Source organism: Pseudomonas sp. TE6283, assembly GCF_054060555.1.
In genome coordinates, this window is sequence record NZ_JBSSDH010000001.1 from 707,196 (window position 1) to 719,944 (window position 12,749).

Here is a 12,749-nt window from a genome sequence, read left to right on the forward strand (position 1 = left end):
CTCAGAAACTCAGCTCGACCGCCACCGTGTCGGTGTACACCCCGGCCGGCAGGCCGGCCTTGCCGCGAGCCTGGCCGTACAGGTTGACGGTCTGCGCCACGCCGGTGCTGGTCGGCAGGGTGATGGTGCCGTCGATCGCCAACAGCTGAGTGTGCCCGGCATCGGTGTAGAAGTCGTAGGGCACGAAATTGCCCGCGCCATCGGCCAGGGCCCGGGTCCCGCCGGCGGACTGCGAGTCATGGGTACCGGCACGCACCTTGATCGTCGGCACCGTGCCTGCCGAGCAGAGAATGCTCATGGCCCCGCCACCGCCGCCGAGCACCTGGCCATTGGCGGTGGTGAACAGCGAGTCCTGGGTGCCGAAGTTGAGGCTGCCGAAGTTGAGCCCCGAGGTGCCGCCGCTGCCGTTGACCTGGCAGGCGGCGGTCAGTGTCAGGGTCGAGCTGATGGTGCCGGTCACGGTGGCGGCCTGGGCCTGGGCGGCCAGGGCCAGGCCAAGGCCGGCGAAGATGCAGCGGGTGAGGTGCTTGGGCATCGGAATCTCCTTGCGTGTTACCAGTCCAGGGTCACCCTGAGGGTGTCGCGATACAGCCCGGCAGGCAGCGCGCGCGGTTGCGCGACCACCACGCCATAGATGGGCACGGGCACCTGCTGGGTGCCGCTGATGGTGAAGGTACGGGCCTGGCCGATGCCATAACGGCTGTTGCCGCCCGGGTCGGTGGCCAGTTGGTAGGGAATGAGCTCGCGGCCGTTGCGCAGGCGGCGCACGCCGTCGCCACCGTTCTGCCCGCCGTTGATGCGCACGCTGAAGGCACGCACCTGCGGCGAGCAACTGATCTGCAGGCTGCCCTCGCCGCCGGCCTCGTCGACCCTGCTGGTCAGCGGCTGGTCCCAGGTCGGCCCGCGGGCACCGAAGTCCATCAGGCCCGGGTTGCCCAGGGTGGCCGGTTGCGGGTCGCTGCTGATCTGGCAGGCGGCGCTGATCACCAGCCGTGCCTGGATGAAGCCGGTGGTGGTGCCGTGGGCCGCGCCGCTGGGCAGCAGCAGCGGGCCGAGGGTCAGTAGCAGGATCGAACCACGGTGCAACACGTCCATGAGCATGCAGCCTCCCTACCAGGTGACCGTAACTTTGAGCAGGTCGGCGTACAGCCCGGCGCGGGGGGCCCAGGCCAGCTTGTCGATCCGTGCGTAGAGGGGCAGCTCCACCGAGCCGCTGTCCGGTACCCGCGCCGATTGCGCCACGTCCACCGCCAGCGGCTGACGCCAGGCGGCATCACGGTACAGGCGGTAAGGAATCGGCCGGGCCTGGGCATCGGGGCTTACGAGGTAGCGCACTTCGCCGACGCCGCCGTGCTGGCCGCCATCGACACGCACTTGGTACGGGGTGTCCGGGTTGCACTCCAACCGCGGCGGGCGCTGTGCGAGCAGCACGCCACTGACCGGCGCAGCCGGGCCATCCAGGCGCGCCGCGCTGCCCAGGTCGATGCGCCCCAACGCCTGCGAACCGGCGTCGCGTTGCTGGTTGACCAGCATGCAACCACGCTGCACGCGCACCTGCACTTCGACGAGGAAATCCGCTGCCATGGCGTTGCCACTCAACCACAGGCCCAACAGCAGGGCCACCAAGCGCTCCGTCACCGGTCGATCCTTGTGCGTATGGGTTGAGCTTGAGCGTAGCAGCGCGATTGGATCCGAGCCGGGGAAGGCCTACCCCTCTTTGGCATTAATGAAAATGGCAGGGCTGGACCTGTGCTTGCCGGTTTGTGTCACCGGGGCTGCCGCGCAGCCCATCACCGGCAGGCCCCAGAAGGAATTTTCCGGTCTGGAACGAAACCTCGGCGCCCGCCCACTTTCCAATGACCAGATTCCGGCATGGCGGCCACCATTCTGGTACCGTTCATCCGCAATATTTTGTGCTAGCGCATGACTCATGCATGGACGGAACCTACAGGAGAGTCCCGTGACGACCGACCAGACCCCGCTCGACCAGGCGATCGAGCGCTGCGCCCAGGAGCCGATCCAGGTTCCGGGCAGCATTCAGCCCCAGGGCTTCCTGCTGGCTGTTGACGAGAGCACGTTGCGCGTCCTGCAGGCGAGCGAGAACGCCGAGCGATGGTTCGGCGTACCCGCAGGCGACCTGCTCGGCCAGGCATTCCCGGATCTGGTCAGCGCTGACTTCGACCTGAGCGGCCAGCTGGGCTATCTGCCGCAAGGAGACGTCTTCCCTTTTCACATTGGCGACGTGCACTTGCGCCAGGACGCACCCAGCCAGTCATTGCTGCGCGTGCTCGCCCATCGGCATGATCAGGTGCTGATTCTCGAATTCGAATCGAGCCATAAGTCCGAGGGCGTTTATCAGGGGGACTACTATCCGTTGGTGCGCGCTTTCGTCAGCACCTTGCACAAAGCCACCAGCGTCGAGGATCTGCTGCAGCATTCGGTGCGGCAGATCAAACGCATCACCGGCTTCGGACGGGTCAAGGCCTACAGTTTCGATCCCGAGGGCAACGGCACGGTATTGGCCGAAGAGGCCGACCCTGGCTATCCAAGCTATCTGGGGCTGAGTTTCCCCGCGTCCGACATTCCTCGCCAGGCCCGGGAGTTGTACCGGGTCAATCGCATCCGCCTGATCGAAGATGCCGACTATCAGCCCTCTCCCTTGCTGCCGCCGTTGAACCCGATGACCGGCAAGCCGCTGGACATGAGCTTTGCGGCCCTGCGCAGCGTGTCGCCCGTGCATCTGCAATACATGCGAAACATGGGCACCCTGGCCTCCATGTCGCTGTCCATCGTGGTCGACGGTCGACTATGGGGGCTGGTGTCCTGCCACCACGAGCGCCCCCGACCGGTGGACTTCCAGACGCGCACCGCGTGCGAATTGCTTGCCAGTGTCCTGTCGCTGCAGATCGAGTCACGCGAATCCCACGACCGCACCCGTACCCTGCTCGAGCTGCGTGAGCGCATCGTACGCATGCTGGCGGCGATGGCCGATCGTGACAGCGTGAGCGAGGGCCTGCTCGACCAGCCCGAGGTGCTGCTGGCCTTCGCCGGGGCCAGTGGCGCAGCCATCATCAGCGCCGAGCGCTGCGACCTGATCGGAGACACACCTTCGGCGGCGCAGGTCAATGCCCTGGTGCACTGGCTTGGCGAGCGCGGCGAAGAGGGGGTGTTCCATACCGACAACGTGGGCCGTGACATCGAAGCTCTGCCGGAGCTCGCCAGCTGTGTCGGCGGAGTACTGGCCGTTGCGATCTCGCAGTTGCACTCGCATTACCTGGTGTGGTTTCGCCCTGAGCAAACCCGCCTGGTCAACTGGGCCGGACGGCCGGACAAAGCGATCAGCCCCCAAGGACACCTCAATCCACGCCACAGCTTCGAACGCTGGCAGGAGGAAGTGCGTGGCTTCAGCGCCCCCTGGAGTCCCCTCGTCGTCGATGGCGTGCTCGAACTGCGCATGGCCGTATTGGGCATCGTCCTGCGCAAGGCCGAGGAACTGGCGCAACTGGCCGGAGAGCTCAAACGCTCCAACAAGGAACTCGAAGCCTTCTCCTATAGCGTCTCCCACGACCTGCGCGCACCGTTGCGGCATATCGCCGGCTATACCGAGCTGCTGAGCGAAATCGAGGGCGAACACTTGAGCGAACGCGGTCGACGCTTCCTGTCCCACATCGATGAGGCCGCACATTTTGCCGGTTCACTGGTGGACAACCTTCTAAACTTCTCGCAAATGGGACGCTCGGCGCTGCGCTTGGCGGACGTCGACCTCAACACCCTGGTCGATACCATCCGCCAGGAGTTCGAGCCCGATTACCAGGGGCGCGAAATCATCTGGATGGTCGCCTCCATGCCCAAAGTCATCGCGGATCCGGCGTTCATCAACATGGCCCTGTACAATCTCATCGCCAATGCCATCAAATACAGCCGTGGACGCCGCCCCGCGCGTATCGAAATCGGCGCCGTGCAGCACGAACTGGAGACCGAGGTGTACGTGCGCGACAACGGCGTGGGCTTCGACATGGCCTATGCCAACAAGCTTTTCGGTGTGTTCCAGCGCCTGCATCGCATGGAAGAATTCGAAGGGACCGGCATCGGCCTGGCCAGCGTGCGTCGCATCATCGAGCGCCACGACGGCCGGGTCTGGGCTGAAGGCCAGGTCGGCCAGGGCGCCAGCTTCCATTTCACCCTTCCTCGCCATCAACCGCATTCCTGAGGCGTCTGCACCTATCATGCTCAAACCCATTCTGCTGGTCGAAGATAACCCCAGGGACCTGGAGTTGACCCTCCTGGCACTGGAGCGCAGCCAACTGGCCAATGAGGTCATCGTGCTGCGCGATGGCGCCGAAGCCCTGGACTACCTGTTGCGACGCAACACCTACGCCGAGCGTGACGGTGGCAACCCGGCGGTGCTGCTGCTTGATCTGAAGCTGCCCAAGGTTGATGGCCTTGAGGTACTCAAGCAAGTGCGCGATACCGCCGAGTTGCGCAGCATCCCGACGGTCATGCTGACCTCCTCGCGAGAAGAACCCGACCTATTGCGCGCCTACGAACTGGGCGTCAATGCCTACGTGGTCAAGCCCGTGGAGTTCAAGGAGTTCGTGGCAGCGATCTCCGATCTGGGCGTGTTCTGGGCGGTACTCAACGAACCGCCGCCCGGCTCGCTGCGCCTGAACAGGCGCGGCAGCAATTGAGTCAGCTGGCAATGCAAGGCGCACCACTCAGCCTGCTGCTGGTCGAAGACAGCTCGATGGACGCCGAGCTGACGCTTTTGTGCCTGGAACGCAGCGGGCTGCAGGTCCAGTCACGGCTGGTGTTCGACCATGTCGGCGTCGAGCATGCCCTGCGCGAAGACAGCTACGACCTGATCCTGTGCGACTGTGTGCTACCGGGCTCATCGGGCACTGATGTACTGGCCATTGTCCAGCGCCTGGCACCGGACATACCGTTCATCTTCCTTTCCGGCATCTATGGCGAAGAGCATGCGGTCGAGATGATCCGCCTGGGCGCCACCGACTACGTGCTGAAGAAGAACCTGCCACTGCTGCCCAAGGCAGTGCACCGGGCATTGACAGAGGTACACGAGCGCCAGCGTCGGCGCCGTGCCGAGGAGGCACTGGCCGACGTCGAGGCCCGGGCGCGCATCGCCATCGACGCGGCAGGCATGGGCAGCTGGGATTTCCGCCCGCAGGAGAACCTGCTGCTGTGGGATGACCGCTGCAAGACGCTGTTCGGCCTTCCCACCGAGACGCAAATGACCCTCGAGGTGTTCTACGACGGTATCTTCCACGAAGACCTGGCAAGGGTCCGCGCAGCCGTTGAGCAGGCCATGCGCCCGGACAGTGACGGCCTGTACCGCGCAGAGTTCCGTATCGCCCAGCCCAATGGCCTGGAGCCTCGCTGGCTGCTTTCCAGCGGCCAGAGCCAGTTCGTCGACAACCGATGCGTTCGCTTCTCCGGGGTATTGCAGGATATTCACCAGCAACGCCAGGCCACGCGCGCCCTGGAACAGCTCAACGAAATGCTGGGTGAGCGGGTCGAGCAGCGTACCCGGGAACGCGACCGCGCATGGGAGTTGTCCCAGGACCTGCTGGCAGTACTGAACAAGGACCTGACGCCGGTCACCCTGAACCCGGCCTGGGAAGCCAGCCTGGGCTTCACCCGCGAACGCCTGGGCCAGACTTCGCTTCTGCAACTGGTGCTCGAAAGCGACCAGCAGGCACTTCTCGCAGAACTGGCCGCGTTGTCCTCGGGTAACACCAGCGCCCGCTTCGTCGGGCGCATCCTGCATGCCAATGGCCAACCACGCTGGCTGTCCTGGGTGGTGGTTCCTGATGACAGCCTGCTGTACGTGGTCGCCCGGGACATAACCAGCGAACGCGAAGCTACACTGGAACTGGCCAAGGCCAACGAGCACCTGCGCGAACAAATTGCCGAACGCGAACGCATAGAGGCAACACTGCAACAGATGCAGCGCCTGGAAGCTGTCGGCCAGCTCACCGCAGGCGTGGCGCACGACTTCAACAATCTGCTGACGGTCATTCTCACCGGCGCCAGCTTTCTCCAGCGCGATCTGGACAAAGGCTCACTGGACAAGGCCCTCACCCGCCTTCAGCACATCCGCGAAGCCGGTGAGCGCGGAGCCAAGCTGACTGCGCAATTGCTGGCATTCTCCCGCAAACAGCGACTCGAACCGGTGCCAGTGAACCTCAACCGCACCCTGTCCGGGTTGGAGGAGCTGTTGCGACGCACACTGGGCGGCAACATTTCGGTGCGGCTGGACCTGGATACCCGCCTTTGGCAGGCGTTGACCGATATTACCCAGACCGAAATGATCATCCTCAACCTTGCCATCAATGCCCGTGACGCGATGCCCGACGGCGGTCAACTGACGCTGGCCACCCGCAACGGCCGGATCAGTGCCCGCCCTCTGCGCCCGGAAGACCCGGATCCGGGCGAATACGTGGTACTGTCGATTCGCGATACCGGCTGCGGCATGAGTGAAGAAGTGCTGGCCAAGGTGTTCGAGCCCTTCTTCACCACCAAGGACATCGGCAAGGGCTCAGGCCTGGGGCTGGCCCAGGTGTTCGGCTTCGCCAAGCAGTCAGGCGGTGGCGTGCGCATCGATACCGCGCCGGGGCGCGGCACACAGGTCAGTGTCTACCTGCCCGCAGTGCATCAACCGGAGGCGCCGGCAACCCAGGAACAAAGTACGCAGGCTCTGCCGACACGGCCTGCCGGCAGGCGCAGTGTGCTGCTGGTGGATGACGACCATCTGGTACGCGAGATGATGAGCGACGTTCTGCTGCGCCATGGCTATCAGGTGCGTCAGGCGCACAGCAGCGAGCAGGCATTGCCACTGCTGAACGATGAAATAGATGTGCTACTCACCGATTTCGCCATGCCGGAATTCAATGGTGCGCAACTGGCGCTGGCTGCGCGCCAGCGCTTCCCTGACCTGCCCGTGGTGTTCCTGACGGGGTATGCCGAGTTGCAGGGACTGGAACTGCCCGGCAGCCTGGTGATTCAGAAACCGGTAAGCGAGCAGGCTCTTGCCCAGGCACTGGCCGAGCTTCTGGAAAATAGATAGGCAGAAACGAAAAAAATCGCCTGAAGGCGATTTGGGGAGAGTATATAGCTTGAAAATGGCAGGGGCGGCTGGATTCGAACCAACGCATGGCAGGATCAAAACCTGCTGCCTTACCGCTTGGCGACGCCCCTGTATCGGATCTGGCAAGTGAATCAATCACCGCCTCACTGACAACTCCTTGCAGCACCGTGAGTTGCTGCTTGGGAATGGCCAGCACTTTAACAACCTTTTTTCGAAGTGGAAAGCTTTTTTTTAAAAAAATCGCAGAAAAACAGCAGCTTACTTGTAGCGAACCCTTTTCGCGGGGTTTGCGCCTGTAAACGATCAGGACGACCATTCGTCGTAATTCCCCCCGCCTCGCTTCAACACAATGACGTTCCTCCCTTCCAATCAGATAGAACCCGTCGGCGCATCACAAGGAGGACGCCATGCCCGTTTCCCACGACCTCTACCAGGACCTGCACTACCCTCGCGAGATCGTCCAGCAGCGACGCCAACGCGACCCGCAGCTCGACCGCCTGCTCGACGAGTACATGGACATCGACAACCAAGTCCTGGCCGGGGAGTCGATCTCGGCGGGCAACTTCCAGGACGACGACTTGCGCCATCTCAAGGAGCTTCGCCTGGCGATCAAGTACATGATCGAACGCCAGCTGGAGCACAAGGCCTGACCTATCGCATTTCACGATCATTGCCCGGTGGATTCTCGATTGGTCAAAATGCACGGCGTCGCGCAAGCTGTGCCCTGCCCCAGCCCCCCCCAAGGAGCCTCTCAATTGTCCACCTGGATTTCCGCGCCCTTGCGTCTGCTCGGCCGCCGTTTGCGCCCCGAACCACCTGCGCACACCCACCTTGCGGACTACTTCCAGGACCGTGCGACCGAACGCGGCTACACCCTGAGTGACGGGCAACACCGGGTGATCGCGGCGATGGCCACGCAGTTGGCAACGCTCACAACGGGCCACGCAGGCAGCCTGTACCTGCACGGCGCGGTCGGACGCGGCAAGAGCTGGCTGCTCGATGGTTTCTTCCAGGCCGTGCCAACGGCGGACAAACGTCGCCTGCACTTCCACGACTTTTTCGCCCGTCTGCACCAGGGGATGCATCGCCATCGGGCGCAGGACGATGCTCTGGAGGCGACCCTCGACGAACTGTTGGGAGATTGCCGGGTGCTGTGCTTCGACGAATTTCACGTCCACGACATCGGCGACGCCATGCTGCTCACCCGGTTGTTCGACGCCCTGTTCGCCCGTGGCGTATTCCTGATGGTCACCTCCAACTACCCACCCGAGGGTCTGCTGCCCAACCCGCTGTACCATCAGCGCTTCCTGCCGGTGATCCGCCTGATCAACAGCCGCATGCAGGTGCTGGAGGTGGACGGGGACACGGACTTTCGCAGCTTGCCGGCCAACCGCGCACATCAGCGATTTACCCAAGGGCATTATGTCTGGCCGGGCAATGCGCAGCAGCGCGAGCGCTTGCGGGTACCCGTGCTGCAGCCTCTGCAACTGGAGGTCAACCAGCGTCCGTTGCGCGCCCAGGGCAGCGAGGGACGCCAGGTCGTGTTCAGTTTCCACGACCTGTGCGAGCAGCCCACCGCGGTGATCGACTACCTGGCCCTGGCCGAGCGCTACGACCACTGGATCATCGAGGGCCTGGACGATCTGGCCGAGTGCTCGCTGGCGGCGCAGCAGCGCTTCGTCAACCTGGTGGACGTGCTTTATGATCAGGACTGCCAGGTGACGATGATCGGCAAGCGACCACTGGAGCAGAGCCTGGGTGGATCGCTGGCCGACCTGATGCGTACGCGCAGCCGGCTGGGACAGTTGCATCAGCTGGGACCTCCTCAAGACCAGTGATGCTTTTGGGGAAGCGGGCTTGCCGGAGATGAAGTCAGCGCATCAACTCGCCCGTGGCAAATCCGCCAGCATCTGTTCGATCTCCGTCAGCACCGCCGGATCATCCAATGTCGAGGGCGGCACGTAGTCCTGCCCATCGGCGATCTTGCGCAGCACCGCCCGCAGGATCTTGCCCGAGCGGGTCTTGGGCAGGCGTTTCACCAAGCGCACTCGGTTGAAGCAAGCCAGCGCGCCGATCTGTTCACGCACGCTGGCCACCAACTCGCCCTGCAACTGCGCCTCGCCAATACCCTGGCCGTCCTTGAGGACCACCAGCGCCAGCGGCACCTGGCCCTTGATCTCGTCGTGCACACCGATCACCGCGCACTCGGCCACAGCCGGATGACGCGCCACCAGGTCCTCCATTTCGCCAGTCGACAGCCGATGCCCGGAGACGTTGATCACGTCATCGGTGCGTCCCATGATGTAAACGAAGCCGTCCTCGTCGAGATAACCGCCGTCGCCAGTGTGGTAATAGCCCGGGTAGCTGTGCAGGTACGCCTGCAAGTAGCGCTCGTGATCGCCCCACAGCGTCTGGCTGCACCCCGGCGGCAGCGGCAGGGCGATGACGATCGCGCCCTGCTGGTTGGGTCCCAGCGGCTTGCCGTCGTCGTCCAGCACCTGCACGTGATAACCCGGTACCGCACGGTTGCTCGACCCAGGCCGCGCCGCGCTGCCTTCGAGGCCGACGCAAGGCGCGGTCACCGGCCAACCGGTCTCGGTCTGCCACCAATGGTCATGCACCGGCTTGCCGCTGACCCGCTCGAGCCATTCATGGGTGCTCGAATCGAGCTTTTCCCCGGCCAGGAACAGTTGGCGCAGCGAGCCCAGGTCATGGCGACGGATCAACTCGCCTTCCGGGTCTTCTTTGCGAATCGCGCGCATGGCGGTGGGCGCACAGAACAAGCCGTTGACCTTGTACTGCTCGACCACCCGCCAGTAGGCCGAGGCATCCGGGGTACGAATCGGCTTGCCCTCATAAAACACCGTGGTGCAGCCGCTCATCAGCGGCCCGTAGACGATCAGTGAATGACCCACCACCCAACCCACATCGGAAATCCCCCACCACACATCACCCGCCTGCATGCCGTAGACATGACGCATGGCGTAGCACAGGGCGACTGCGTTGCCGCCATTCTCGCGCACGATGCCCTTGGGTTTGCCGGTGGTGCCGGAGGTGTACATGATGTACAGCGGGTCACCCGCGTCGAGCGCCACCGGCGCTACCGGCTCGGCGCCAACCAGCGCTTGCTGCCAGTCCAGGTCGCGCCCGGCCTGCAGTTCGGCGCGCGCCTGCGGACGCTGCAGCACCAGTACATGCCGTGGCTGATGGCGGGCCAACTGCAGGGCGCGATCGACCAGGGGCTTGTATTCAATCACCCGGTCGAATTCCAGGCCGCAGGATGCCGTCAGCAGCAGCGTCGGCCGGGCGTCGTCGATGCGCAGGGCGAGCTCGTTGGCGGCAAAACCGCCGAACACCACCGAGTGCACCGCGCCGATGCGGGCGCAGGCGAGCATGGCCATCGCCGCCTGGGGCACCATTGGCATGTAGATGATCACCCCGTCCCCCTTGCCCACGCCCAGCGAGCGCAGCAGCCCGGCCAGGCGCGCCACCTCGTCGCGCAGCTGGTGGTAGGTGAAGGTCTGCTGCACGCCGGTCACGGGCGAATCGTAGATCAACGCCAGCTGTTCGCCACGGCCCTGCTCGATCTGGTGGTCGAGGGCCAAGTGACAGCTGTTGAGGCGCCCATCAGCGAACCAGCTGTGGGTGCCGTCGGCGTTCTGCTGCAGGGTCAGGGTAGGCTTGCGCTGCCAGGCCAGCTGTTCGGCCTGGGCCTGCCAGAAGGTGGCGGGATCGGTGATGGAATGGGCGTAGCTGTGCTGATAAGTCATTGGTTCGCAACCCGGTACTTGTTGTTATTGAAGGGCGAACCTTGAGTATGGACCGGCGCGGTCCACCTGCCATCGGACTTAAGTCGCAACCCATATGCAGATTTGCCGCACCTGTCTGCTTACAATGGCCGTTCATCAATACAGAACAGCCTATGCATACCCTCGACGACCTACGCGCCGGCCGCCTGCGCGGCATCACTCGCCTCAATCTCTGCCAGGACTTGATCGATTTCCCTCGGGAGATCTTTGACCTGGCCGACAGCCTCGAGGTGCTGGACCTCTCCGGCAACAGGCTGAGTGAACTGCCCGAAGACCTGCACCGCTTGAATCGCCTCAAGGTGCTGTTCTGCTCCAACAACCGATTCACCCACCTGCCTCACGCCATTGGCCGTTGCCAAGCCCTGCAGACAGTGGGTTTCAGGAACAACCGCATCACCCGGGTCGACGCCCAGGCGCTGCCGCGCTCGTTGCGCTCGCTGGTGCTGACAGAAAACGCACTGGAGCAATTGCCCGAGGCCTTGGGCAATTGCCCACAGCTGCAAAAGCTGATGCTCGCCGGCAATCGGCTCACCACCCTGCCTGAAGGCCTGGCCAATTGCGTACGGCTGGAGTTGCTGCGCGTGGCCAGCAACCGCCTGGACACCCTGCCCGACTGGCTGCTGCGCATGCCGCGCCTGGCTTGGTTGGCCTACGCCGACAATCCCCTGCCGCCAGGTTTTGTCGCCCCTGTAACGCAGGAGAACTGCCCCTCCCTTCACTGGAAGGATATCCGCCTGGAGGAAGAGCTTGGCCGTGGTGCCTCTGGAGTGATCCACCGGGCGCACTGGAACGGCCAGGCGGCACCGGTGGCGGTCAAGCTGTACAAGGGCGCGATGACCAGCGATGGTTCGCCGCTGGCGGAGATGAGCGCCTGCATCGCCGCCGGTGACCACCCCCAGTTGGTAAGCCTGGCCGGGCGCATCGACGACCACCCGCAGCAGCTTCCGGCACTGGTGATGCAATTGATCGATGCGCACTGGTCGAACCTGGCCGGCCCACCCAGCCTAGACAGCTGCACCCGTGACCGTTACCCCGGCACACGAGAACTGACCTTGCCAGCATTGCGACACCTCGTTGCCGGTATTGCCTCGGTCTGCGCCCACCTGCACAGTCGAGGCTTGAATCACGGCGACCTGTATGCTCACAACATCCTGTTCGATGCGAATGGCCAGTGCCTGCTGGGCGACTTCGGCGCCGCCTCGTTCCATCCACAGGACGACAGTCTCCCGGCACGCGCGCTCGAACGCCTGGAAACAAGGGCTTTCGGCATTCTTGTCGAGGAACTGCTGGTGCGCTGCGACAAGCCCGATACAGTGTTAGGGGAACTGGCTGAACGCTGCCAGCAACCCGATGTACTGGCCCGTCCATCTTTCAACGAGCTGGCGACACAACTCGCGCAAAGACCTGTGCGGCCCCTGTAGGAGCGGCCCCAGGATTTGTGCATCACGCTGATATCGCCGGGGCCGCTCCCACAGGGCTGGCGGTATGGCGTTGATGTTGGAAAGCGGAAAAGACAAAACCCCTACCTGCTCGCGCAGATAGGGGTTTTGCGAAATGAATCTTGACGATGACCTACTCTCACATGGGGAAGCCCCACACTACCATCGGCGATGCATCGTTTCACTACTGAGTTCGGGATGGGATCAGGTGGTTCCAATGCTCTATGGTCGTCAAGAAATTCTGTTGCCAGAAGATCCTGATGGATACTCCAGCGAATTCGGATATGTGAATTTGTGGTCTTACGAACTTTCGGGTCTTTCGTCTTCACCACCACAATCTGGCCGCAGCGCAAATTGCTTGGGTGTTATATGGTCAAGCCTCACGGGCAATTAGTA

At 63.6% G+C, this 12,749-nt stretch carries 10 protein-coding genes, 1 tRNA gene and 1 rRNA gene; 6 read left to right on the top strand and 6 right to left on the bottom strand.

The window, feature by feature from the left end:
• Window position 1 precedes the first annotated feature (1 nt).
• The 3 genes from ACVWZ5_RS03565 to ACVWZ5_RS03575 are packed head-to-tail and all read right to left on the bottom strand — an operon-like array spanning window position 2 to window position 1,638.
• Window positions 2-535, bottom strand: coding sequence for a Csu type fimbrial protein (locus ACVWZ5_RS03565; protein WP_050705094.1), 534 nt, complete (start codon window positions 533-535; stop codon window positions 2-4).
• Between the two features lie 17 nt (window positions 536-552).
• Window positions 553-1,086, bottom strand: coding sequence for a Csu type fimbrial protein (locus ACVWZ5_RS03570; RefSeq protein WP_457340416.1), 534 nt, complete (start codon window positions 1,084-1,086; stop codon window positions 553-555).
• A gap of 24 nt (window positions 1,087-1,110) precedes the next feature.
• Window positions 1,111-1,638 carry a Csu type fimbrial protein gene (locus tag ACVWZ5_RS03575; RefSeq protein WP_062573433.1) on the bottom strand — a complete coding sequence of 176 codons (528 nt, stop codon included), beginning with the start codon at window positions 1,636-1,638 and terminating at the stop codon, window positions 1,111-1,113.
• Between the two features lie 292 nt (window positions 1,639-1,930).
• Between ACVWZ5_RS03575 and ACVWZ5_RS03580 the strand changes: the two genes are divergently transcribed.
• From ACVWZ5_RS03580 to ACVWZ5_RS03590, 3 genes are read left to right on the top strand one after another with little or no spacing between them, the layout of a single operon-like run.
• Entirely contained in the window at window positions 1,931-4,210 is a 2,280-nt protein-coding gene (locus ACVWZ5_RS03580) for an ATP-binding protein (protein ID WP_457340408.1), read from the top strand.
• Window positions 4,211-4,226: 16 nt separating this feature from the next.
• Window positions 4,227-4,688, top strand: a complete 462-nt coding sequence (locus tag ACVWZ5_RS03585) for a response regulator (RefSeq protein ID WP_457340409.1) — start codon at window positions 4,227-4,229, stop codon at window positions 4,686-4,688.
• 11 nt (window positions 4,689-4,699) lie between these two features.
• Complete coding sequence (locus ACVWZ5_RS03590; protein ID WP_062573431.1) at window positions 4,700-7,084, top strand: hybrid sensor histidine kinase/response regulator; 2,385 nt, start codon at window positions 4,700-4,702, stop codon at window positions 7,082-7,084.
• Window positions 7,085-7,140: 56 nt separating this feature from the next.
• Here the strand turns inward: ACVWZ5_RS03590 and ACVWZ5_RS03595 are convergent.
• Window positions 7,141-7,215, bottom strand: a tRNA-Gln gene (locus ACVWZ5_RS03595).
• A gap of 297 nt (window positions 7,216-7,512) precedes the next feature.
• Here ACVWZ5_RS03595 and ACVWZ5_RS03600 point away from each other — a divergent pair.
• A complete protein-coding gene (locus ACVWZ5_RS03600) occupies window positions 7,513-7,755 on the top strand; it encodes a hypothetical protein (RefSeq protein WP_062573430.1) in 243 nt (80 codons plus the stop codon).
• A 105-nt stretch (window positions 7,756-7,860) separates the two neighbouring features.
• The gene (gene zapE, locus ACVWZ5_RS03605; RefSeq protein WP_280071396.1) at window positions 7,861-8,943 is read left to right on the top strand and encodes a cell division protein ZapE; all 1,083 of its coding nucleotides are present in this window, start codon (window positions 7,861-7,863) and stop codon (window positions 8,941-8,943) included.
• Between the two features lie 42 nt (window positions 8,944-8,985).
• Here zapE and ACVWZ5_RS03610 read toward each other — a convergent pair whose 3' ends face one another.
• A complete protein-coding gene (locus tag ACVWZ5_RS03610; protein ID WP_084941330.1) occupies window positions 8,986-10,875 on the bottom strand; it encodes a propionyl-CoA synthetase in 1,890 nt (629 codons plus the stop codon).
• A 152-nt stretch (window positions 10,876-11,027) separates the two neighbouring features.
• Between ACVWZ5_RS03610 and ACVWZ5_RS03615 the strand changes: the two genes are divergently transcribed.
• On the top strand, window positions 11,028-12,335 hold the full coding sequence (locus tag ACVWZ5_RS03615; RefSeq protein ID WP_062573427.1) for a leucine-rich repeat-containing protein kinase family protein: 1,308 nt from the start codon (window positions 11,028-11,030) through the stop codon (window positions 12,333-12,335).
• Window positions 12,336-12,473: 138 nt separating this feature from the next.
• On the opposite strand, the gene rrf is transcribed toward ACVWZ5_RS03615, so the two are convergent.
• A 5S ribosomal RNA gene (gene rrf, locus ACVWZ5_RS03620) occupies window positions 12,474-12,589 on the bottom strand.
• Window positions 12,590-12,749 lie beyond the last annotated feature (160 nt).

What these genes read in the sequence shown, in the direction of transcription:
- ACVWZ5_RS03565 (WP_050705094.1), bottom strand. Translation starts at nt 535, where the DNA reads ATGCCCAAGCACCTCACCCGCTGCATCTTCGCCGGCCTTGGCCTGGCC.
- ACVWZ5_RS03580 (WP_457340408.1), top strand. Translation starts at nt 1,931, where the DNA reads ATGCATGGACGGAACCTACAGGAGAGTCCCGTGACGACCGACCAGACC.
- ACVWZ5_RS03585 (WP_457340409.1), top strand. Translation starts at nt 4,227, where the DNA reads ATGCTCAAACCCATTCTGCTGGTCGAAGATAACCCCAGGGACCTGGAG.
- ACVWZ5_RS03590 (WP_062573431.1), top strand. Translation starts at nt 4,700, where the DNA reads ATGCAAGGCGCACCACTCAGCCTGCTGCTGGTCGAAGACAGCTCGATG.
- ACVWZ5_RS03600 (WP_062573430.1), top strand. Translation starts at nt 7,513, where the DNA reads ATGCCCGTTTCCCACGACCTCTACCAGGACCTGCACTACCCTCGCGAG.
- ACVWZ5_RS03610 (WP_084941330.1), bottom strand. Translation starts at nt 10,875, where the DNA reads ATGACTTATCAGCACAGCTACGCCCATTCCATCACCGATCCCGCCACC.
- ACVWZ5_RS03615 (WP_062573427.1), top strand. Translation starts at nt 11,028, where the DNA reads ATGCATACCCTCGACGACCTACGCGCCGGCCGCCTGCGCGGCATCACT.